At 57.9% G+C, this 22,465-nt stretch carries 14 protein-coding genes and 2 tRNA genes; 9 read left to right on the top strand and 7 right to left on the bottom strand.

The features are described 5' to 3' along the window. Nucleotide 1: 1 nt before the first annotated feature. The 4 genes from VLM75_07080 to VLM75_07065 all read right to left on the bottom strand — a co-directional run bounded on the left by VLM75_07080 (nt 2) and on the right by VLM75_07065 (nt 5,449). Complete coding sequence (locus VLM75_07080) at nt 2-673, bottom strand: late competence development ComFB family protein (GenBank protein ID HSV96680.1); 672 nt, start codon at nt 671-673, stop codon at nt 2-4. Further along, nucleotides 606-3,101, bottom strand: coding sequence for an endopeptidase La (gene lon, locus VLM75_07075; protein HSV96679.1), 2,496 nt, complete (start codon nt 3,099-3,101; stop codon nt 606-608). The genes VLM75_07080 and lon overlap by 68 nt, the downstream gene beginning before the upstream one ends. Before the next feature lie 86 nt (nt 3,102-3,187). After that, on the bottom strand, nt 3,188-4,573 hold the full coding sequence (locus VLM75_07070) for an aldehyde dehydrogenase (protein ID HSV96678.1): 1,386 nt from the start codon (nt 4,571-4,573) through the stop codon (nt 3,188-3,190). A gap of 216 nt (nt 4,574-4,789) precedes the next feature. Then, the gene (locus VLM75_07065; protein HSV96677.1) at nt 4,790-5,449 is read right to left on the bottom strand and encodes an HAD-IA family hydrolase; all 660 of its coding nucleotides are present in this window, start codon (nt 5,447-5,449) and stop codon (nt 4,790-4,792) included. 711 nt (nt 5,450-6,160) lie between these two features. Here VLM75_07065 and VLM75_07060 point away from each other — a divergent pair. The 7 genes from VLM75_07060 to VLM75_07030 all read left to right on the top strand — a co-directional run bounded on the left by VLM75_07060 (nt 6,161) and on the right by VLM75_07030 (nt 13,354). Continuing rightward, nucleotides 6,161-7,468: an acetyl-CoA C-acyltransferase gene (locus tag VLM75_07060; GenBank protein ID HSV96676.1), complete on the top strand. Its 1,308-nt coding sequence runs from the start codon at nt 6,161-6,163 to the stop codon at nt 7,466-7,468. A gap of 20 nt (nt 7,469-7,488) precedes the next feature. Then, the gene (locus tag VLM75_07055; protein HSV96675.1) at nt 7,489-9,708 is read left to right on the top strand and encodes a 3-hydroxyacyl-CoA dehydrogenase NAD-binding domain-containing protein; all 2,220 of its coding nucleotides are present in this window, start codon (nt 7,489-7,491) and stop codon (nt 9,706-9,708) included. Nucleotides 9,709-9,710: 2 nt separating this feature from the next. After that, complete coding sequence (locus VLM75_07050) at nt 9,711-10,859, top strand: acyl-CoA dehydrogenase family protein (GenBank protein HSV96674.1); 1,149 nt, start codon at nt 9,711-9,713, stop codon at nt 10,857-10,859. Between the two features lie 73 nt (nt 10,860-10,932). Then, on the top strand, nt 10,933-11,565 hold the full coding sequence (locus VLM75_07045) for a hypothetical protein (GenBank protein ID HSV96673.1): 633 nt from the start codon (nt 10,933-10,935) through the stop codon (nt 11,563-11,565). Between the two features lie 167 nt (nt 11,566-11,732). After that, on the top strand, nt 11,733-13,001 hold the full coding sequence (locus VLM75_07040; GenBank protein ID HSV96672.1) for an adenylosuccinate synthase: 1,269 nt from the start codon (nt 11,733-11,735) through the stop codon (nt 12,999-13,001). Nucleotides 13,002-13,148: 147 nt separating this feature from the next. Continuing rightward, nucleotides 13,149-13,221 (top strand) — tRNA-Lys (locus tag VLM75_07035). A gap of 60 nt (nt 13,222-13,281) precedes the next feature. Beyond that, a tRNA-Glu gene (locus tag VLM75_07030) sits at nt 13,282-13,354 on the top strand. Nucleotides 13,355-13,384: 30 nt separating this feature from the next. Here VLM75_07030 and VLM75_07025 read toward each other — a convergent pair. Next, the gene (locus VLM75_07025; GenBank protein HSV96671.1) at nt 13,385-13,993 is read right to left on the bottom strand and encodes an SGNH/GDSL hydrolase family protein; all 609 of its coding nucleotides are present in this window, start codon (nt 13,991-13,993) and stop codon (nt 13,385-13,387) included. Nucleotides 13,994-14,225: 232 nt separating this feature from the next. On the opposite strand from VLM75_07025, the gene VLM75_07020 reads away from it, so the two are divergent. Then, nucleotides 14,226-15,236, top strand: a complete 1,011-nt coding sequence (locus VLM75_07020) for an NAD-dependent epimerase/dehydratase family protein (GenBank protein HSV96670.1) — start codon at nt 14,226-14,228, stop codon at nt 15,234-15,236. Nucleotides 15,237-15,245: 9 nt separating this feature from the next. Here VLM75_07020 and VLM75_07015 read toward each other — a convergent pair whose 3' ends face one another. Beyond that, nucleotides 15,246-16,436, bottom strand: a complete 1,191-nt coding sequence (locus tag VLM75_07015) for an acetate kinase (GenBank protein HSV96669.1) — start codon at nt 16,434-16,436, stop codon at nt 15,246-15,248. Nucleotides 16,437-16,645: 209 nt separating this feature from the next. Continuing rightward, nucleotides 16,646-18,370 (bottom strand): sulfoacetaldehyde acetyltransferase, encoded by a 1,725-nt coding sequence (xsc, locus tag VLM75_07010; GenBank protein ID HSV96668.1) that lies wholly within the window; start codon nt 18,368-18,370, stop codon nt 16,646-16,648. 368 nt (nt 18,371-18,738) lie between these two features. Here xsc and VLM75_07005 point away from each other — a divergent pair, with 368 nt between their 5' ends. Beyond that, the gene (locus tag VLM75_07005) at nt 18,739-22,443 is read left to right on the top strand and encodes a DUF3683 domain-containing protein (GenBank protein ID HSV96667.1); all 3,705 of its coding nucleotides are present in this window, start codon (nt 18,739-18,741) and stop codon (nt 22,441-22,443) included. Nucleotides 22,444-22,465 lie beyond the last annotated feature (22 nt).

The raw sequence follows: 22,465 nt of genomic DNA, 5'->3' as shown, positions 1-22,465 counted from the left end.
CCTATTCGTACAGGAAGGAAATATCCACGCCATCCTTGATCTGCATCAGTGTGATCGGGATGATGCGTGACTCGTAGAGATTGATAGTGTCCGGGACGCGGAGCGAAAGCTCAATCTGCTTTGAGGCGAATTTCTTGTGGGCAAAGGTTATTGTAAACGGAATGTCCTTTTTCTCGTCCATTTGCTTCTCGATGTACGAGGGCCAAAAGTGGAAATAGCCTTTGGTCGCCTTGTTCGTGGTGTAGGGATTCGTCCAGCTTTCGTCGATCATCGCGGCGGGTTTGCCCTTGTACAGAAGCGTGACATCGACGCCGGGTATTATCGAAAAGGTGGTTTCCTCGAGGGCCTCCCCCATGATGTGCGGGAGCATGCGCTCGCGAACGGCCAGTTCCTCGACGCTTGAGGGGCTCGATGCGCGGCGGTTGCGAATGTTCTGTATGGCTTCCTGGATGAGAAAGAGAATATCGGTGCGCTGCTGGAACTTGAAGCGCGATTCGAGCTTGCCGTGTATGATGCCGCGCTCGCTGGTAATATAGCGCGCCGGTACGCGGTTGAGGACGTACGCGATGATGTCCTGCTCGTATATTTCGGCCTTGGGTATATCGTTATCCTTTTTGAGGACCTCGCGCGCCACGCTTGTTACGATGTCTTCCATCAGGTTTTTTACCGCCATCGCCGGACTCTCCTTTTTTCTGTTTATTGAAGGCTATCCCAATTACATCGGTAATACTCTCGACCGCGTGGAATTTCAAGCCTTTCTTTACGTACTCGGGAATCTCCTCGAGGTCTTTTTTGTTCTGTACGGGGATGATGATTTCCTTCAGCTTCGCCCGTCGCGCCGCGATGACCTTTTCCTTGATTCCGCCGACCGGAAAAACCCTTCCGCTCAGCGTGAGCTCGCCTGTCATGGCGAGGTTTTTTCGCATGGTCAAACCCGTGGCGAGCGAATACATGGAGCAGGCCATGGTTATGCCGGCCGATGGGCCATCCTTGGGCGTCGCGCCTGCCGGGATGTGGAGATGCACGATATTGTTTCGGAAGAATTTTTCGGCCCCATCGTTGCCGGCGAAGAGGTGCTGAACGTAGCTGAAGGCGATGTTCGCGGATTCTTCCATCACCTCTCCCATCTGGCCGGTGAGTTTGATGAGGCCGCCCTTCTGTGCGCCGACGCCGATAGATTCGATAGTGAGGGTCGCCCCGCCGTACGCGGTCCATGCCAGTCCGAGCGCGATGCCAGGCCGGTCCATTCCGGTGATCTCGTCGTCGATGTATATCTCCGTCCCGAGGTATTCCCGTATGGCTTTGCTCCCCAGTTCGGCCCGGGGGACCTTCCCGGTTCTGGCGGTTGTCGAGGCTGTCTTGCGGCAGATGCGTTCGATCTGCCGCTCGAGGTTGCGAACGCCGGCCTCCCGCGCCCACGCGTTGATGATATATAGAAAGCCGCTCTTGTTGATTTTAATGGAGCCCTTCGGCAGGCCGTGGCGTTCTATCTGCTTGGGGACGAGGTACCTGCGCGCGATTTCGTATTTCTCCTCGGTGATGTACCCTGACAGGCGAATGGTCTCCATGCGGTCAACGAGCACCTGGGGGATGGTGTCGAGCGTGTTGGCCGTGGTGATGAAAAACACGCTCGAAAGATCGAAGGGCACGTCGAGGTAATGGTCGCGGAACTCGACGTTCTGCTCGGGATCGAGTACCTCCAGGAGCGCCGAGGCCGGATCCCCCTGAAAGCTCTGTCCGAGTTTATCTATCTCGTCGAGCATGAAGACGGGATTGCGGGACTTGCAGATCTTGATGCCCTGGATGATCTTTCCCGGCATGGCCCCGATATAGGTGCGCCGGTGCCCTTTTATCTCGGCCTCGTCACGCATCCCGCCGAGCGACATGCGGAAAAACTTCTTGTTGAGCGCGCGCGCGATCGACTTGCCGAGCGAGGTTTTCCCGACGCCGGGGGGGCCCACCAGGCAGATGATCGAACCGCGCGCGTCGGGCTTTAGCTTGCGCACGGCGAGGAATTCGAGTATGCGCTTCTTCACGTCGTCGAGCGCGTAGTGGTCGTGGTTCAGTATCTTCTCGGCGCGGTTGATGTCGAGCGAGTCCACGGTTGTCTTGCTCCAGGGAAGCGAAAGGACGATTTCGATATAATTGCGCGTTACCGAGTACTCCGCTGAGTTTGCGTCCATCATCGAGAGCTTTTCCATCTCCTCGTCGATCTTTTCCTTCGCCTCGCCCTTCAGGCCGGCTTCCTCGGCCTTCTTTTTCCACTCCCTGGCCTCGCGGGAGCGTTCGTCGTCCTCCGCGCCAAGCTCCGAGCGGATTGCCTTGAGCTGCTCGCGCAGGAAAAACTCCCGCTGCTGCTTGTCTATCTTCTCGTTTATCTGGTTCTGGATCTTTCGCTGGATGGACAGCACCTCCATCTCCTTCTGGAGAAGGCGCAGGACGCGCTCGAGGCGTCGCTTGACGTTGATCGTTTCCAGAACATCCTGGTACTCGTTCTTCTCGAGGTTCAGGATCGAGGTGACGAAGTCGGCGATCTTTCCCGGCTCGTCCACGTTCACCATGGTGAGTTTCATCTCCTCGGTGAAGAGGGGATTGTTTTCCGAGAGCATTTTCAGCTGCGAGAGCACCGCGCGGGTGAGCGCCTTGATCTCCATGTTTTTTTTGGGCATGTCGTCGTCGAGATACTCGACATCGACGACGATGTGGGGCTTTTCCGATATGACGTTCTTGACGCTGAAGCGCTTGATGCTGTTGATGAGGACGTTGATGCCACCGTCGGGGAGGTTGATCTTCTTCAGTATTTTCGCGGCGGTTCCGAGCGTGCAGAGGTCGGCCATCTGGATGTCCTCGACGTCGTCGTCTTTAAGGAGCACAAGCCCCACCGTGCGCGTCGTGCCGAGCACACGGTCTATCGCGTCGGAAAATCGCCCCTGCGATATGATGAGGGGGGTGACGATCCCCGGAAAGATCGGCCGGTACCTGATCGGGATGAGATAGAGCTGCGACGGCAGAACATGGTCGATCGCGATGAGATCGCTTTCGAAAAGGTTGGAATCGATGTCGATGGCCGATTCGTCGGTGTAGCTTTCGTCGTTTATCATTAGGGTTTCCTGGTTTCTGTCTGTCGTCAGCATCGCCCGGCCTCGCCGGTGCAGTCAAAACATTTTTCCGGCGCGGAGTGTGAATCCTATCCGAGCAGCCTGAAAATCTTTTTTAGCAGAGAGAGCTTATTCCCGTAGGGCGGGTATCGAAGAGGCATGTCGATCAGGTTGGACCGTTCGAGGACGCCGCGCCTGTGAGTGAACGTGTCGAAGCCGTACCTGCCATGATACGCTCCCATGCCGCTCTCTCCGATTCCGCCGAAAGGCAGGTGATGGCTCCCAACGTGCGATACCGTGTCGTTCAGGCAGGCCCCTCCCGATTGAACCCGCGCGAAGAGGGCATGCGCTTTGCCGGGCCTTCCGGTAAAGTAATACATGGCCAGAGGGCGGGGCATGGAGTTGACGAGCGAGACGACCTCGTCGGGGGAATCGTATTCGAGTATGGGAAACAGCGGCCCGAATATCTCCTCCTGCATGATGCGGTGCTCCGGGCGTACGTTCGCGATAAGCGTCGGTTCGATATAGCGCTCGCCGGGAGAGGTGCCGCCCCCGTGGATGATGTCGCCGTCTCGCATGAGCGCGGTGACGCGGGCGAAGTGCCGCTCGTTGATGATGCGCGCGTAGTCCGGGCTCCGCCGTGGATCGTCGCCGAAAAATTCGCGGATGGTCTTGATGAAAAGACCGATGAACTCCTCGCGCACTGAGCGGTGCACCATCAGGTAATCCGGCGCCAGGCAGGTCTGGCCGGCGTTGAAGAACTTGCCCCAGGCTATTCGCTTGGCCGCAAAGTCGAGCCGCGCGTCCGCCTCAACGACGGTGGGGCTTTTTCCGCCAAGCTCGAGCGCCACCGGGGTAAGGTGCTTCGCGGCGGCGGTCATCACAACGCGCCCGACCGCGGTGCTTCCGGTGTAAAAGATGAAGTCGAATTTTTCGGCGAGTACCGCGCTGGCGGTCTCGACTCCGCCCTGCGCGACCGCGATATACGAGGGATCGAAGGTACTGGTAACCAGCCTTTCAATCAGATCCGAGGTTGCCGGTGACAGCTCGGACGGCTTGATAAGGGCGCAGTTCCCGGCGGCCATTGAGGCGATGAGCGGGCCGATGGTGAGGTAAAAAGGGTAGTTCCACGGGCTCATGATGAGCGCGGTTCCGTAGGGTTCACGGTAGATGACGCTCTTTGAGAGAAAGTGGATGATCGGCGTGGGGACCCGCTCGGGCCTTGACCAGTTACGAAGGTTCCCGGCGGCGTATTTGATCTCGGGGTACAGAATGCCGATTTCGCTGGCATAAGATTCGAACTCCGGTTTCCGGAGGTCCGTGCAAAGCGCCGTCATAATGTCGGCCTCGGCCGAGCGGATTGCCGTGCCAAGATTTTTCAGCATGTCGATCCGGAAACCGGGATCGCGGGTGGTTCCCGTTTCGTAGAATTTCCTTAACCGTGAGACTGTTTCACGAATAGCGGAATGTTCCATGATCAACCTCTCTGCGGTCCCGTTTTGAGTCCCGCAACCGCCATTAAGTTACCGAACATCGTCGCGCTGTTACCGCGCCGGGACCCGGCGAATTCAGGGTGTAATCGGGCGCCGTAGAGCGGACGCTACCGGGGTGGCAGGCCGATCACCCGAGTATGGCTCCGGTTGCGGCATGAAGTCAATAGAAATTAGGTATGCGCGGCCGAATCCGGCGTATCAGAAAAGATCGAGGATATCCATTGGATGTTTGATGAGCGCACGGGCGCCGGACGAGCGGAGTTCATCGGCGTCGCGGAACCCCCACAAAACGCCCGCCGGGAACATGCCGGCGCGGAGGGCCGTCTCCATATCGCCCCCGCTGTCGCCAAGCATGATGGAGCGCTCCGGCGCGACGCCCAGTGCGACGAGTATCTCGAGCGCCTGTGTAGGATCGGGCTTTTTGGGGTGGTCAGAGCGCGCCCCCCGGACGATTTTGAAATAGCCGTCCAGGTATTCGCGAATAATTTTCCCAGTGTACTCGTCGGGCTTGTTCGAAAGCACGGCCATTTTCAGGCCGCGCGCGGCGAGCTCGTCGAGGAGCGGGGGTATTCCGTCATAGGGGCGGGTGGTCGCGTTGTACCGGCGCGCGTACTCGCCTCGGGCCCGATCCAGGCAGCGTGTGGTCGCCCCGGCCGCGTCAAGACGTCCGGCTATCGCCCGTTCCACGAGGACGTCCATGCCGTTGCCGACCATCAGGCGATAGCGGTCCACCGGATAGGGCGCAAGCCCCTCCTCGGCCAGCGCGGCGTTAACCGAATCGGCGATATCCTGAAGGGTATCGAGCAGGGTTCCGTCGAGGTCGAAGACGACCGCGTCGTATTTGGATGGCTTTTCCATGCGGGGAAGGGTTCCAGCCGGGGATGGGGGTGTAAAGTACATTTTCCCGTGAAACGGGAACACATCGGACGAAATCAACCGGGGTAAGCACCTCGTACTTTATCAACACGTGCACGGGGAGGGTGTCGGCAAACAACCCCGGCTTCCTGTAAGTATACATACCATAACGCACCGGAGGGCGATGAGGTTCGCGTCTTTGTAAAGCCCGGGGCCCTGGGATATGAATGAGTGGAGTCATACGAAATGATGAGGCAGGGTGTGGCTTTCCGCGGGAAGTGCTTCCGATGATGGTTTCCAGGTCGTAATAAGAAAATGCCCGGAACATGCAGCGTTTGCCTCCGCAATAAATGAACCTCCCCGGAGTCCAACGGGGCCCATCTTCGACAAGCGTCAGGCTTATTATTTCCTCGCGTTTTGGGTAAACAGCATTTCAAATGATGTCGTCATTTCCACATACCAATATTTTTTCCGCAAAACCCAGTGTAGCCGTATTTCCGCTTGACTTACTTTGTAATATTGTCATACAAAGTAAATGTACACATTGGCGCAGGGTGTCTCTGGTTGTATTACCTTTGTCTCACGGCGAAGGGACTGGGGAACGCCCCGCTGCAAGTAAAATAATCTATTTAACGCGCATGCACTATTTCGCCGGCTCCATGAGGAACACGGGAACGCGGCGGTTCGCACCGCATGCATCCGGAGGAATGAGGGATGAGTACGGAAAAAGCGCGACGTGTGGCCGTGATAGACGGACGTCGGACGCCGTTTCTCAGGTCGGGGACCGGATATTACGATCTCATGGCGTGGGAGCTGGGCAGGTTCGCGGTCAAGGGACTGGTCGCGGCGACGGGAATCGATCAAAAAGCGATTGACCAGGTGATCATGGGAACGGTCGCATCGGACGTGGCGACGACCAACGTTGCCAGGGAGATCATGCTTGGCGCCGGGATTCCGGAAAATGTTCCGGCATACACCGTCACCGTGGCCTGCATATCGGCGAATGCCGCGATTACCGCCGGGGCCGACATGATAGCGACCGGGAACGCCGACGTTGTGATTGCGGGAGGGACCGAGAGCTTTTCGGACCCCGATATTAAAATTTCCAAGCGATACCGCCGCTTTCTCCTCGACCTGACGATGTACCGCAGGCCGAAGACGCTTGCGGGAAAGCTCAAACTTCTCAAGGGAATGAAGGTGATGGACTTTATCGTTCCCCAGCGGCCGGCGATCGGCGAATACTCAACCGCCCTCTCGATGGGCCACAACGCCGACCGGCTTGCGAAGCGGCTGGGGATCTCGCGGGACGAGCAGGACCACTACGCCGAGTTCTCACACCGGCAGGCGGTCGCGGCGATCGCCTCGGGCGCTTTGAAAAGTGAGATCGTGCCGGTAGTGGTCCAGGGAACCGAAAAAACGATAACCACGGACAACGGTCCCCGCGCGGACGCGACATTTGACGGGCTCAATAAGTTGAGGCCCGCTTTTTATAAAAAATACGGAACGGTCACCGCGGGCAATTCCTCGTTTCTGACCGACGGAGCGGCCGCCGTGCTGTTGATAAGCGAGGAAAAGGCGAAGGCCCTGGGGCTGAAGCCGAAGGCCTATATCAGTTCGTATGTTTATTCGGCTCAAGACGTGTGGGATGAGTTGCTGCTGGGGCCCGCTTTCTCCATTGCGAAGCTGCTGAAAAAAACGGGCCTTGAGCTCTCGGAAATAGGGGTGCTGGAGATACACGAGGCCTTCGCCGCGCAGATGGAAGCGAATATCCGCTGTCTCGAGTCCGACTCCTTCGGGCGTGAAAAGGTCGGATACCCGGCCAGGGTCGGCATGGTTGACAGGAGCAGGCTGAACCTGTTCGGCGGGTCGCTGTCGCTCGGCCATCCCTTCGGGGCGACCGGCGCGCGGCTGCTCACCACATGCTGCAACCGGCTTCAGGAAACCGGACAGCGGTTCGGAATCATCGCCGGCTGCGCGGCGGGCGCGATCGGTAGCGCAATACTGGTTGAAAACGCCGCCTGATGATGAAAAGGAGGATAATCATGAGCAACGAACGGACTACAGGAACGGGAACGAAAGAAGCGCGGGAGGGTGGTCATGTCCCGGTGGACCGGCTGTCGCTTTCCCATCTGAAAATAGAAAAGACGCGCGACGGTATCGTGCTGGTGATCATCGATTCGCCCGGCACCAAGGTGAACAAGGTTTCCTCAGCGCTGCTTGGAGAGATAGAGACGATGATAGAGTCGGTCGAAAAAGACGTTACGGTGCGTGCGATGGCGGTTGTCAGCGGCAAGGACGACAACTTTATTGTGGGGGCCGACATCGACGAACTCAAGGGGAAGAACACACGGGAGGAGATATTCGAGTATATCAGCACGGCGAACGGCATACTCAACCGGGTCGAGCGTCTGTCCATTCCCGTGGTGGCGGGGATCAACGGAAACTGCCTGGGCGGAGGGGTCGAGTTCTGCCTTGCCGCGGATTACCGGATGGCGACGGACTCGCCAAAGACCGTCATGGGCCTTCCCGAGGTGCAACTGGGGCTGTTCCCCGCCGGGGGCGGTACACAGAGGCTCCCAAGGCTCATCGGTCTTACCCAGGCGCTTCCTTTGCTCCTTACGGCAAGGAACATACGCCCGCGAAAGGCGAAAAAACTCGGCCTCATCGACGAGATCGTCTATCCCCACGCGGTCCGCGATGCCGCCGTGCAGAAAGCGCGCGAGCTCACCGAGCGAAAAGGAAAAATTAAAAGGAAACGCAAACGCTCGATTGTCACCGCTTTTCTTGAAGGTACATGGTTCGGCCGCCGGATCGTCTTCTCGCAGGCAAGGAAAATGGTTATGAAGCAGACGCACGGACTGTATCCGGCGCCGCTGGCTATACTCGATTCCGTGGCCTACGGCTACAGGAAGGGTGCGCTGCGCGGTATAGAGGCCGACTGCAGGCGGTTTTCCGAGCTTGTGCTCTCGCAGCATGCGAAGTCGCTGATGGGGCTCTTCTTCGCGATGACCGAGGCGAAAAAAAACCCCCGGCGCGACATCGCGCGACAGGTCAAGAAACTCGCGGTGCTGGGGGCGGGCTTGATGGGAAGCGGCATAGCCGCGGTCTCGGTCGAGCGCTGCGATACGGTGCTGGTAAAGGACACCACGCTCGATGCGGCCGCGCGCGGCATGCGCGAAGTATGGAAGGGACTGGTGAAGCGCGCCCGCTCGGGAGGAATCACGCCTTTCGAGCGCGACACGCTGTATGGGAAGATGGTTCCCTGCGATGATTATTCGCTGTTCAGGGAAACGGACATCGTCATCGAGGCGGTCTTCGAGAGCCTCGATCTCAAGCGGCGGATACTGGCCGATGTGGAGCGCGCCACCGGCGAAAAAACGATTTTCGCTTCCAACACCTCGGCGCTGCCGATCCGCGAGATAGCGGCGGAGAGCCTGCGCCCTGAGAACGTTATCGGCATGCATTATTTCAGCCCCGTGCAGCGAATGCCTCTTCTCGAGATCATCACGACCGATAAAACGGCCGACTGGGTGACGGCGACAGCGCTCGAGTTTGGCATTCGACAGGGGAAGACCTGCATCGTGGTTAAGGACGGGCCGGGGTTTTATACGACGCGGATACTGGCGCCGATGCTGAACGAGGCGGTACTGCTCATTGAAGAGGGGGTGGACCCGTCCGCCATCGACAGGGCGATGCTCGCCTTCGGGTATCCCGTTGGTCCCATCGCCCTGCTTGACGAAGTGGGAATCGATGTGGGTGCGCACGTATCGATAGGCCTCGGGCCGATGTTCGAGGCGCGAGGGGCAAGGCCGTCAACGGGGCTCGGGCTGCTCTACGAAAAGGGCTATCACGGCAAGAAAAACAAAAAGGGTTTTTACCGTTATGACGTCAAAAAGAAAAAGGGGATGCGTCAGATCGACCGGGATGTTCTCGGCATTCTGAACGCCGCTGCACACAAAGAAATCGGTGTGCGCGAGATTCAGGATCGTGTGAGCCTCATGATGGTGAACGAGGCGCTACTCTGCCTGCAGGAGGGCATCATCGCCTCACCGCGCGACGGGGACACGGGGGCGATCCTGGGCCTTGGATTTCCGCCGTTCCGGGGAGGCCCCTTCAGGCATATCGACACCGAGGGCGCGGGCGCGATACTGGGACGCATGGACGAGTTGGCCACATCGCATGGAGAGCGCTTCAAGGCGGCCGGGATCCTGCGCGACGCGGCGTTATCCGGTAAAGATTTTTATTCGTCAAGAAAGGGGTAACAATGGAACGCACACTGCCGATCAGCGAGGAGCATGTCATTTTCCGGGATTCTCTGAGGAAGTTCATCGCCGTGGAGATCGGCGATAACTACGCGCAGTGGGAGCATGAGGGGATCGTCCCGCGCGGGATATGGAAAAGGTTCGGGGAGAACGGCTATCTCTGCCCCTGGGCGGCCGAGGAGTACGGCGGCTCCGGGGCGGATTACCTGTTCTCGGTCATCATAACGGAGGAGCTTGCGCGTGCGGGCATGGGGAGCCTGTTCGTCCCGCTGCATAATGACATCGTGGCCCCGTACATCGACTCGTACGGCACGCGCGAACAGAAGGCCAGGTGGCTGCCCGGATGCGTTTCGGGGGACATCATCCTCGCCGTCGCGATGACCGAGCCCGAAGCCGGGTCGGACCTCGCTTCCATAAAAACGACCGCGGTGAAAAAGAACGGCCGCTGGATACTGAACGGCCAGAAGACCTTTATCTCGAATGGTATACTTTCCGATCTTGTCGTGGTTGCCGCGCGTACGGGCGCGGCCGACACGCCGGCGAACCAGGCGATGAGCCTGTTCGTGGTGGAGCGGGGCGCGGAAGGCTTTTCGCGCGGCGCGCCCATTAAAAAAATAGGCCTCAAGGCGCAGGACACGGCCGAGCTCTTTTTCGACGACTGCGCCATTCCCGAGGAGAACCTTCTGGGAGAGGTGGGGATGGGCTTCATCTTTCTCATGCAGAAGCTACAGCCCGAGCGGCTCATCTGCGCAGTGGGCGCGCAGGCGGCCGCCGAGCGCTGCCTGGAGATCACCGTGGAGTACGCGAAGGAGCGGAGACTGTTCGGCAAGCCCCTTTCAAAATTCCAGAACACGCAGTTCGTCCTCGCCGAGATCGCGGCCGAGGTCGCGGTCGGAAGGAGTTTTGTGGACGACCTCATCCGAGCGCACATGTCCGGCAAATCGGTGATGAACGAGACCTGCATGGCCAAGCTGTGGGTGACCGAGATGGCGAAGCGCGTCGCGGACCGCTGCCTGCAGATCTTCGGAGGCTACGGCTACTGCTCCGAGTACCTCGTCGCGCGCTTTTACGTGGACGCGCGCGTCCAGACCATATACGCCGGCACATCGGAGGTCATGAAGATGATCATCGCGCGGTTCATGGGGCTATAGGCGTAATTTCCTAAATTTTGCCTTTTCCCGCACCGATAAGGAAGGAGAATCCAACTATTCTCCGGAGTTGACAATGCTGAAAAAATTGCTGGCCGCAGCTTTCGTCATCATGCCCCTGGCGCTCTTCGCCCAGTCCGGGCCGGTTAAGGACGCGCCCGATAAAAAAGAAAAATCCGCGCTATCCGTCACCAATATCCCGGTACAGGCGCAATACAGCGGAAAGTTCGAGGTGGAACACTGTTATTTTAACAGACGTATTGATCCCGGCGGCAAGGGAGAACTGCTCGAGGTAGAGATCATCCTCAAGAGCCGTCAGAACGATCCGCTCGACATGTACATCTTCACCGTGGCGACGTATGAAAAGGTCGAGAAGACCAAATCGAGCTTCGAGCTCCCTGTCCCGGAAAGGGAGCGCATTCGAAATTTAGTGCCCTATCCCGACGACATAAAGAACTACGAGTACGATAATCCTGACGCGAAGGGTAAAACCATGCTGGTGAAGCACCCGAAAAATCCGAAGGCCGGCATCGACCCTGCAACCGGAAAGCCCTATACGCTTAAGGACAGGCTGGTCGTGCGCACCTATCACCTGAGCCCGTATCGGGTCGACTACGTGTTCTTCAACAACGTCATCATTCTCATTTTCGACGGGGAGGGGAACCCGCTGTACCGCAAGCTCTACGAGATCAAGGGTCGGCGACGCTGACACGAACCTATTATTGATGAAAGCAAAAGGCCCCCGACCGGGGGCCTTTGCGTTAAATAGTGGTTGACCTCGGGGTTGCTGTGAAAAAGGCTTGTTATTAAATTGTTTTACTCTATGGTGGTTCCGCTTGAAACAAAAAGCGGATTCCCCTTCAACGAGGAACGGATATGAGCTGCGTGGTGATCATTGGCACACAGTGGGGCGACGAGGGCAAGGCGAAGATGATCGATTACTTCTCCGCCGGGGCGGATATCATCGTGCGCTACCAGGGCGGGGCGAACGCCGGGCATACGGTCGTGGCCAACGGAGTGAAGCATGTCTTTCATCTGATCCCCTCGGGGATACTGCATCCCGGCAAGGTGTGCGTGATCGGCAACGGCGTGGTGCTGGATCCCGAACAGCTTCTTAAAGAGATCGACGCCATCGAGGAGCAGGGTATCGAGGTCGGCAGCAGGCTCCTTATTTCGGACGCGGCCCACCTCATCCTGCCCTACCACAAGCTCTTCGACGAACTCGTCGAGGAGTCGCGCACCAACCGGATCGGCACCACGAAGCGGGGCATCGGCCCGGCGTATTCGGACAAGGCGCTTCGTCTTGGCGTACGCGTCGGCGATATCCTCGATGACGATTATCTCGCGGAGCGGCTGGGCTGCGGCCTGTCGATGAAAAACAGCTTGTTGGAAAAGATGCACGGGCGCGGGCCGTTCGACAGCGCGGAGATACTGGAACCCGTGCGGAATTTCAGGGACCGCGTGAAAGGAAATATCATCAACACCCAGAATTACCTGCACCGCGCCGTTGAACAGAAAAAGAAAATTCTACTTGAGGGAGCGCAGGGAGTGGCACTCGATATAGACCATGGCACCTACCCGTTCGTCACTTCGTCGAACACGACGATCGGCGGGGCGCTTACCGGCACCGGCCTTTCGCCGTTTAATATCGATAAAATAATCGGTATCACCAAGGCCTACGTGACACGCGTCGGCGAGGGGCCGTTTCCGACGGAGGACGAGGGCGACGATGGCGCTCGTCTTCGCGAGAAGGGCGGTGAGTTCGGCTCGACAACCGGCAGACCCCGTCGCTGCGGCTGGTTCGACATGGAGATCATGCGGTATTCGAAGCGCGTGAACGGCCTTACGAGTCTTGCGCTTACGAAGATAGATGTATTAAGCGGCTTTAAAAAGATAAAGGTCGCCGTGGGATACGAGATGGATGGAAAGCGACTGGAATACTTCCCCTCGTCGATGAACCACAAGATTCGACCGGTTTACGAGGAGCTTGACGGCTGGGACGAGGACATTTCGGCCTGCCGCAGTTTCGAGACGCTGCCCTCGAACGCCAGGGCGTATGTCGATTATATCCGGAAAACACTCGATATCCCGATTTCGATTGTCTCCGTGGGGCCCGACAGAGAAAATACCTTTGTACTCGATTAAATTTTACATTCGAGCCGGTGCGCGACCGGGGAATACCGGCCTGCCAGAGATTTGCAACACGGTTATTATATTGTTTTTTAACGGTTGTGTGCTAATTTTTATTTGACAGTAAAACCGGCGTTTAATACCCCTAAGCCCGTACGTTTTGAGTCGCTAGCTCAGTCGGTAGAGCAACTGCCTTTTAAGCAGTGGGTCCGGAGTTCAATTCTCCGGCGACTCACAGAAAATTGCGAAATATTGTTGACCAATCGACGCAATTTTTTATAGTGCCTCAGCATTTGTCCCCGTCGTCTAGGGGTCTAGGACACCGGGTTTTCATCCCGGCAACAGGGGTTCGAATCCCCTCGGGGATGCGTTGAAAAGGCGGCCGAAAGGCCGTCTTTTCAGTTTTGGATGAACACATCCATTATCGCCTCCGCCATCAGGCGATATCCCTCCGTGGTCGGATGGACCTGGTCGAACTGTACCAGCGTGCGGAAATCGACGCCCTCCAAGATTTTTCTTCGCCAGTATTCATGCACCCTTGCGATTGGAAGCGAGTTTTCCGCCGCCAGTTCCTCGATCTTCGCGTAGAAAGGCGCCGCTATCGCATTGTCGCGGGATTCGCCAAGGTGGACCGAGGTAAGGAGGATGATTTCGGCATCGGTGTTTTCGCGGATGCGGTCGATGATGGACTGGAGGCTGCGTTTAAAGCGTTCGACGGGATGGCCGATAAAGGCGTCGTTGAGCGCGAACTGGATGAAGACGCAGTCCGGGTCCTCGTCGATCACGTCCTCGCGGACGCGCAAGAGGCCGCCCTCGGCGGTGTCGCCGGGGATGCCCCGGTTGATGATGTCAAACCGCGCCAGCGGATACTTTTCTTTTATCATCTCGCATAGAAATACGAGATAGCCCCTGTTCACCAGCCATCCCTGGGTGAGCGAATCGCCCAGAGCGACGATCACGGCGGGCGAACCTTCCATGAGCTTACGGATTGTGGTAATAGCCTTCATGACAGACCCCGGTTTCATTTCGAAAATGACGATTATTCAGAGATACCGAAATTGCGGAGTGCGTCAAATGAAAATACGCCGTATCGCATCCGCGGCCTGAAGCGGAACCTGCAGGAATATGGTTGATTTTTATACGTGAAGCGGTAACCTCTATCGGGATGCCTGGGGCGTTGCGGATGTAACCGTCCCGAGGGTGGCGATATCGCAATTGTATACAGGTGAGAGGAAATCTATGAAAAACGTACTGATTACCGGGGCGACGGGATTCATCGGGGGGCATCTGTTAGAGGCAAATCTGAAGAAGGGAAACCGCGTTCGGGCGATGGTATTGCCCGGCGATCCGGGCGGGGAGCGGTTGGCTAAAAAAAAGGGCGTTCAGGTCGTAAGCGGCGATGTGCGGGAGTATGATTCGGTAAAGCGCGCCTCCTCTGGAATGAACATCGTATTTCACTGCGCCGCGGTGGTGACCGACTGGGCGCCAAAGGCCCTCTTTCGGGAGGTGACCGTGGGTGGGACCGAGAACATGTGCCGGGCGGCGCTCGCGGCGAACGTAGACCGGTTCGTCGACATGAGCACGAACGACGTCTTTGGTATCGATGAGAAGAACATAATGGACGAGAAATTTCCTCTCAGGAAGTGGGGCGAGCCCTATCCTGATTCCAAGATCGAGGCGGAGCGGATCACCTGGCGTTTCCATCGGGAGCATGGCCTGCCGGTGACGATGGTCTATCCGTGCTGGGTATTCGGTCCCGGCGACATGACCTTCGTCTATCCTCTCGCCGAGGCGATCGTAAAGCGGGATCTGTTGTTTTGGAGAAAGGACGTCATCGTATGGCCGGCCTACATCGATAATCTCGTGGACCTCCTCATGCTCATCTCGACCGACGAGCGGGCGGTCGGCAACGGCTATCTTGTCCACGACGGCGAGTACGATACGCTGCAGAACTTCTGCAAGGGGATCGCCACGGCGCTGGGTGCGCCACCGACAACGCTGCACATCCCCTATTTCGCCGCCTACGCGGCCTCCTTCGCGATGGAGATGATCTGGAAGGCGCTGGGTAAAAAGGAACGGCCGCTCCTGACCACTTACGTGGTGAAAAACCTCGGTTCGCGCTTCAAGTTCTCGATCGACAAGGCGGCCAGGGAGCTTGGATGGAAGCCGAAGGTATCCTATGGCGAAGGTTTTGTGCGGACGATGGAATGGCTGAAGACCCTTGGCGTGGGAAATACCGCAGCGAAGTAGGCGTCGGCCCTATGCGTCCAACGCCTCGCGCACCTCGCGCATTATCTGCAGTTCCTCATTGGTGGGGACCACCATGGCGACCACGCGGCTACCGGGCCGGGTGAGGATTGCGCCGTGTGCCCGGTTCTTTTCGTCATCGAAATCGATACCGAGGAAGCTCAGGTTTTGCAGAATGTCCCTGCGTAAAGAGGGCGAGTTTTCTCCGATTCCCCCTGTGAAGACGATACTGTCGAGTCCGCCCATCTCGGCGGCATAGGCGCCGATGGTGCAGACGATGCGGTTGATCAGCACCTTCTCGGCGCGGATGGCGTTAGGGTCTCCCGAAAGGATGGCCTCAGCGATGGCGCGATGATCGCTGGATATTCCGCTCAGTCCCAGAAGTCCCGACTCCTTGTTGATAATTCTTTTTATGGCCGCGGCCGTATAGCCGTGGCCCATAAGAAAGAAAATGATCTCGGGATCGAATGAACCGCTGCGGGTACCCATTGGCAGACCCTCGAGCGGGGTGAATCCCATCGAGGTGTCGACGCTGCGGCCGTGTTTGACCGCGCAGACGCTCTGGCCGTTGCCGAGGTGGCAGGTGACGATTTTGAGTTCGGTGATATCCCTGCCCAGAATCTCCGCGGCCTTCAGCGAGACGTACTTGTGGCTTGTGCCGTGGAAGCCGTATTTCCTGATGCCGAATTTTTTATACAGCGCGTAGGGCAGTCCGTAGAGATAGGCCTCCTCCGGCATGGTCTGATGAAAGGCCGTGTCGAAGATGGCGTATTGTCGGGCGCCGGCGAGCTCATGAATGAGGATTTTTATGCAGGCAATGCCGACAGGATTGTGCAGCGGGGCGAGAAAGGCGATTTCCCCGAGATCGGAAGTCACTGTTTTGTCTATCAGGGTCGTGGCTCTGTAACGCTCTCCGCCATGCACGACACGATGCCCCACCGCGGTGATCTCGCTACGATCGTCTATGACGCTCTTCGCGCGGAGCGTTTCGAGCATGTCGCCGATGGCGCCCTCGTGGTCGCGAACGGCGCGGGCGCCCCGTTCAGTCTTACCGGTGATGACGATCTTCCTCTCGCAGGAGGTTTCGGTTCCCGACAGGCCTATACCGTCGTAATTGCCCCTTATAAGTACGTCCTCGGTCCGGGCGTCGAAGAGCTGAAATTTTAACGAGCTGCTGCCCGCGTTGACGACCAGTATTTTCATTTTAGACTCCACTATCTCCCGGTTGGGTGAATGGCGCTTGTCCATTGTGAGCAAACAGTACCCCGACACGTCCGATTAAATCAAGCAAAGAGTGCACAATCGGGCGCTCCGTTAAAAAAATCCCCTCCGGCCGTCAGGCCGAGGGGCATGCGCAGGAGGCGCCGGCGGAGTAACGTCACTGCGCCGGACAGCTATGTATAGAAGGATAGCTATACCATGCTCAGGTGCTTGTATTTCGGAAGGTGCCGCACCGCGGGCTTGAACGCATCGCGGCGGAACGGCTCGGCAAGAACATTCGCCCCTCCTTCGATAACGGCGTTGATGACAACCGGCTTTTTGGACTTCACCGCCTCGTTCACGACATCTTTCACATGGCTGTAATCCTCGACCTTGAACCCGAGGGCTCCCATGTCTTTGGCGACCTGGGCGTAATCGGGATTGGTTGGCAGGTCGCAACCGACGAAACGGTTGTTGAAAAAGTCGATCTGGTTCTTTTTCTCGGCGCCCCACTCGTGGTTGTTGAACACGACGGCGATTACCGGGATGTTCTCGCGGACCGCGGTCATCACCTCGGCTATGCCGCTGATGCCGTAGGCGCCGTCACCCTGGAGGGCGAACACCGGACTGTCGGGCGAACCCATCTTCGCGCCAAGCGCGGCGCCGTAAGCGAATCCGCAGTTGCCCCAGCTTAGCGCCGATATGTGCTGGCGCGCCCCGGCGAACCGGAGATAGCTGTTGCAGATCGACGAGTTGTTGCCGATGTCGGTCGTGACGATCGAGCCTCTGGGCATCGCGTCCGTGAGCTCCTTGATGAAGCGGCGCGGATGCATGAGCCTGTTGGTCGAGGACGACCATTTATCGAGCTCGTCCTTCCAGATGTTCTTTTCCTTTTCGATGTCCTCGATTCGCCTGGCGTCCGCCGCCCGCTTGCCGTCGATGGCCCGGAGGCGCAGGATAAGCTGCCGGGCGAATTCCTTTGCGTCGGCCATTATGCCGATATCGGCCTTTTTGGAAAGACCGAGCTGGCTGGCGTCCACGTCGATCTGGATGATCTTCGCGTCCTTCGGCCAGTAGTCGATGTCGTACTGTGGAAGCGTGCCGAAAGGTCCAAGACGTGTGCCGAGCGCGAGTACAACGTCGGCTTTGGCGATGAGCCGCATCGCGGCCTTGGAGCCGCAGTAGCCGATAGGTCCGACTGCGAGCTGGTGGTCGGCCGGGAAGCTGTCGTTATGCAGATAGGTGTTGACCACGGGCGCGGTGAGGTATTCGGCGAGCGCCTTGGCCTCGTCGTGGGCGTTAGCCTGCGATACGCCGCCGCCGGCGAGGATCACCGGGAATTTGGCCTTTGCAAGCATCTCGGCGGCCTGTTTCACCTGCTCCTCGGGGCCGGGACCGTAGCATACGTCACCGGATTTGTATATCTCGCAGTCCAGATCACCGTAAAAAAAATCGCGTGGGATGTTGAGCTGGGTGGGGCCGCTCAGCAGTTTGGCCATGTAAAAACAGCGGCGCGCGAGTTCGGTCATGCGCTCGGGGCGGTTTACCCGCACCTGGTACTTGGTGGATTTCTCGAACCAGGGCATCTGGTCGAGTTCCTGGAATCCGCCGGTTCCGATACCCATGCTGCCGGTCTCGGGCGTGATGGCGACGACGGGAGAATGCGCCCAGAAGGCGGCGGTGATCGCCGAAACGAAGTTGGCGGCGCCGGGGCCGTTCTGGGCGATACAGCACTGCGGCCTGCCGGTGACGCGGGCGTAGCCGTCGGCAGCGTGCGCGGCCGCCTGCTCGTGGGCAACCGGAATAAAGCGGATACCCGCGGCGGGGAAAAGATCGAGTGCGTCCATGAATGCGCTTCCAACGATGCCGAATACGTCGCGTATTCCCTCGGCAACCAGTGTTTCAACGAGCGCCTCAGACGGTGTCATTCGCGGCATACAGAACCTCCTCGGTTTACGATGTTTTAAGTGATATAATTACGCCACCCGGGCCATATTTCGATTATTCGGACATGCGCCTGGATGCGGTTCGGATGTTTAATTATATGAATTCAATTCATATAATGAACATGGTTCAGTATGTTATAATTGTCAATAGTTTTTTATTAATTTAATCGGGCCCGGGTTGGATCAGATATCGTTTCCAGGTTTTTAGAATGACGAAAAGCGGGTCTTATAAGTTTTAGGCGGGCGCATAAATTATCTTGACGACATATTTCAGAGTCCTAATAAAACGATATTGTACGCATGTATCCGAACCGGCTTTTTCGACTCTACCGGGTGCACAGACGGGGAATTACAGGTAAATGATAAAAAAGGACTTCAAGTACAGGGAGATACCTTACAACTACACCTCCTTTTCGGACCGGGAGATAATCCTCAGATATTTCGACGAAGAGACGGCGGATATCATCGAATCGCTGCGTTCACAGCGCGTTACCGGCAGGAGTGCGAAGCTCCTCTTCGAGATATACGGAGACCTGTTCATAATAGACCGAAACCCCTATATCTTCAACGATTACCTGGAGGACCGCCGTAAGCAGCGACGCTTAAAGCGGCTACATGGTGCGCGCCTTGATATCATCGTCAAGGGAGCGAACGGCAATCCCCTTGTTTTGAAACTGGTCGGGAAGACGCTGGAGCTTGATAAAAGTTTTTTCGCCGGTTTCGCCGCCGAGAAGCGGCTTCGAAGAAGGATATTCCACGTCCTGAAATCCTGCACGGCGCGGGCCAATATCCAGTTTTCGGCGTTTCACAAGGTGTCGCACGCCACCGACGCCACCGACTGGAGGGTCGAGTACCCCGCGGTCGTGGTCTATCCTGACGCGGTCGAGGAGATACCGGCGCTCATACGCGCGGCCAGAAAGCTCCACCTCGGCGTCATCCCCCGAGGGGGCGGTACGGGGCTCACCGGCGGCGCGGTCCCCGTGCGCCGAAACTCAATGGTCATCAACACTGAAAAGCTCAACCGGATTTTCGGGATCGAGATGGAGCGGGAAGGCGGAAGAGAGTTCCCCGTGGTACGCGTCGAGGCGGGCGCGGTCACCGAGGACGTCATAACCTTTTGTGAGCACAGCGGCTATATCTTCGCGACCGATCCCACATCGGCCTGGGCCTCGACGATCGGGGGCAACATCGCCGAAAACGCCGGCGGCAAGAAGTGCGTGATGTGGGGCACGGCGATCGACAACCTGTATTCGTACACCATAGCGGACGCCCAGGGGCGCGTGCTCGAGGTGAAGCGCCGCGATCATCCGTACCGGAAGATCCTGCCGGGGGACACGGTGGTCTTCGATGTATGCCGCATCGAGGGCGCGAAGAGTGTCCCGGGTAGCACCATTACGCTCCTCGGCACCGATATCCGCAAGAAGGGACTGGGAAAGGACATCACCAACAAGGCGCTCAAGGGGCTTCCTGGCGTGCAGAAGGAGGGCGGAGACGGGATCATCACCACGGCGCGCTTCGTGCTCTATCACCCGTTCGCCCATTGCAAGACCATATGCCTGGAGTTTTTCGGCAATAACCTTATCAACGCGTCGAAGGCGATCGTCGATATCGTGAGCACCTTCGAAAAGGACGCGGTGGTCTTTCTGACCGCGCTGGAGCATTTCGACGAGAAGTACGTTCTGGCCATCGATTATCGAAACAAGTCCAAACGGACCGCCATCCCCAAGGCGGTGCTTTTAATCGATATCGAGAGCAACAACGAGGATCTTTTACTCGATGCATGTGAGCGTATTATCCGAATGGTGGGGCCCTATAACACCGAGGGGATCATCGCGACCGACGGGAAGGAGCGCGACCTGTTCTGGGCGGACAGAAAGAACCTCGGCGCAATCGCGCGGCACACCAACGCCTTCAAGCTCAACGAGGACGTGGTTATCCCGCTCGAGAAGCTGCCGCTGTTCGCCGATTTCATCGAGAAGCTCAATCTACAGAAGGAGCTGGAAAACGACATCCGTATCATCGACGACGTCGAACGCTTCCTTTGCGATGCGAAATCCGCCCAGGGGGCGGATTTCAGCGCCGCCCGTATCGACTCCTACATCGACGGTTTGCGCAAAGTCCGCGAATGCTACCGGGCCTACGTCGAAAACTTCGACCGGCCCGCGGGGCCGGAGCTCGGGGGAGGAAAGGGAGAGACCGTTTTCAAGCTGATCCAGGACGGGACTATCACCATCCAGTTCGAGGATGACGTCATTACGCACTTCGCCATAACCTTTCACGGCTATGGGGAACTGCTCGACAGGTTCAGCGCGGTGGTCCGGAACGAGCGTAAGCGCAAGATCATCATCGCCACTCACATGCACGCCGGCGATGGAAACGTTCATGTAAATATTCCGGTGCATTCCAACGACTACATGATGATGCGCGAGGCCGACGAAACGGCGGGTGTCATAATGCAGGAGACCGTTCGGCTGGGGGGCGTCATCTCCGGCGAGCACGGCATCGGGCTTACAAAGCTGCGGTTTATCGACAACGAGGTGCTCGAGGAATACCGCCGGTACAAGCTGGAGAACGATCCGGAAGACCTGTTCAATCCCGGAAAGCTCAGCGCCGATTTCCCGCAGAGCAGCATCTACACGCCGTCATTCAACCTGCTCGAGCTGGAGGCCTTCATCCTCAAGGCCACCGATCTCGAGATTCTCTCGACCTCGATCGCCCCGTGCGTCCGCTGCGGCAAGTGCAAGTCCGTATGCAACACGCACTATCCCTGCGGCACGATGTTTTACAATCCGCGGAACAAGATCCTCGGTGTTGGGCTCATCATGGAGGCGGTGCTCTACGACGCGCAGACCTCCACGTCGCTGTCGTTTCGCAATTTCAAGAAGCTGCGGGAGATCTCCGACCACTGCACCATGTGCCATCGCTGCCAGGCGCCGTGCCCGGTGAAGATCGATTTGGGGAACATCACCCTTGACGTGCGCGAACTCATGGTGCAGCGCAAGAAATCGCAGTTCAAGGCCGCGACCCAGTTCACGATCTTTTTCCTGCGCCGGCGCGGCTATTACATCAACAAACTCCTTCGGGTCCTGGTCTTCCGGCTGGGCTACGGCGCACAACGGCTCGGGTATTACGTGAACAGGCCCGTCTCGAAGGTCACCCGCGAGCTTTTACCGCGGATCAGCGGGTACCTGGCCGGTCGCTTCCCGCGGACGGGACAGAAGTCGATTCGCGAGCGCCTTCGCCTCAAGGGCGGCAACTGCTTTTATTCCTTTGAAAACCCCGACATGCCGGTCAGGAAAAGCGTGGTCTATTTCCCGGGTTGCGGTTCGGAACGGATGTTCCCCGAAATAAGCATCGCCGTGATCGCCCTGCTGTACAATGCGGGCGTACGGGTGGTCATTCCCCCGGAGTTCATCTGCTGCGGGTATCCCATGCTCGCCAACGGAATGACCGCCCAGGCGGACATGCGCAGCTACGAGAACCGGGTGCTCTTTCACAGAATTGCGGGCACAACCGGCTATATGGACATCGAGCATATTATCGTGTCGTGCGGAACCTGTTTCGAGATGCTCGAAAAATATGAAATTGAGAACATTTTTAACGGCGCCTCCATCATGGACATCAACGAGTTTATCGCGCGGGAGGAAATATACGGGAAGGCCACGGCGCCGCGGCATCCCGTGCTCTACCACGAGCCCTGCCACACGCCGCTGAGGCGCCTGGGCTACGAAAAGACCTTCGAGAAGCTGTTCGGCATCAGCCCCGTAAACATCCCCAACTGCTGCGGAGAGGGGGGCACACTGGCCCTCTCAACGCCGGAGATATCCAACACGCTCAGGGAACGCAAGAAACTGAACCTTCTCGGAGTTACGCGGCGCGGCAGGGTAAGCGTCCTCACCACCTGCCCAAGCTGTGTCCAGGGGCTCTGCAAGATCAACAACGAGCTTGCGGTGACCGGCCGCTCTCTCGCGGTGTATGCCGCGGAGCGTTTTCTGGGGCGGGATTGGGAGAAAAAGTTTCTTCAGACAGTGAAGAAAAAGGGAATAGAGAGAATCCTGTTTTAAGCGGACGCCGGCGGCGGATGGC

The organism is Spirochaetota bacterium (genome assembly GCA_035477215.1).
Lineage (GTDB): Bacteria > Spirochaetota > UBA4802 > UBA4802 > UBA5368 > MVZN01.
The sequence above is the reverse complement of the archived record's forward strand: the minus strand, read 5'-3'. Positions and strand labels throughout refer to the sequence as shown.

What these genes read in the sequence shown, in the direction of transcription:
- VLM75_07080 (HSV96680.1), bottom strand. Translation starts at nt 673, where the DNA reads ATGGCGGTAAAAAACCTGATGGAAGACATCGTAACAAGCGTGGCGCGC.
- lon (HSV96679.1), bottom strand. Translation starts at nt 3,101, where the DNA reads ATGATAAACGACGAAAGCTACACCGACGAATCGGCCATCGACATCGAT.
- VLM75_07070 (HSV96678.1), bottom strand. Translation starts at nt 4,573, where the DNA reads ATGGAACATTCCGCTATTCGTGAAACAGTCTCACGGTTAAGGAAATTC.
- VLM75_07065 (HSV96677.1), bottom strand. Translation starts at nt 5,449, where the DNA reads ATGGAAAAGCCATCCAAATACGACGCGGTCGTCTTCGACCTCGACGGA.
- VLM75_07060 (HSV96676.1), top strand. Translation starts at nt 6,161, where the DNA reads ATGAGTACGGAAAAAGCGCGACGTGTGGCCGTGATAGACGGACGTCGG.
- VLM75_07055 (HSV96675.1), top strand. Translation starts at nt 7,489, where the DNA reads ATGAGCAACGAACGGACTACAGGAACGGGAACGAAAGAAGCGCGGGAG.
- VLM75_07050 (HSV96674.1), top strand. Translation starts at nt 9,711, where the DNA reads ATGGAACGCACACTGCCGATCAGCGAGGAGCATGTCATTTTCCGGGAT.
- VLM75_07045 (HSV96673.1), top strand. Translation starts at nt 10,933, where the DNA reads ATGCTGAAAAAATTGCTGGCCGCAGCTTTCGTCATCATGCCCCTGGCG.
- VLM75_07040 (HSV96672.1), top strand. Translation starts at nt 11,733, where the DNA reads ATGAGCTGCGTGGTGATCATTGGCACACAGTGGGGCGACGAGGGCAAG.
- VLM75_07025 (HSV96671.1), bottom strand. Translation starts at nt 13,993, where the DNA reads ATGAAGGCTATTACCACAATCCGTAAGCTCATGGAAGGTTCGCCCGCC.
- VLM75_07020 (HSV96670.1), top strand. Translation starts at nt 14,226, where the DNA reads ATGAAAAACGTACTGATTACCGGGGCGACGGGATTCATCGGGGGGCAT.
- VLM75_07015 (HSV96669.1), bottom strand. Translation starts at nt 16,436, where the DNA reads ATGAAAATACTGGTCGTCAACGCGGGCAGCAGCTCGTTAAAATTTCAG.
- xsc (HSV96668.1), bottom strand. Translation starts at nt 18,370, where the DNA reads ATGCCGCGAATGACACCGTCTGAGGCGCTCGTTGAAACACTGGTTGCC.
- VLM75_07005 (HSV96667.1), top strand. Translation starts at nt 18,739, where the DNA reads ATGATAAAAAAGGACTTCAAGTACAGGGAGATACCTTACAACTACACC.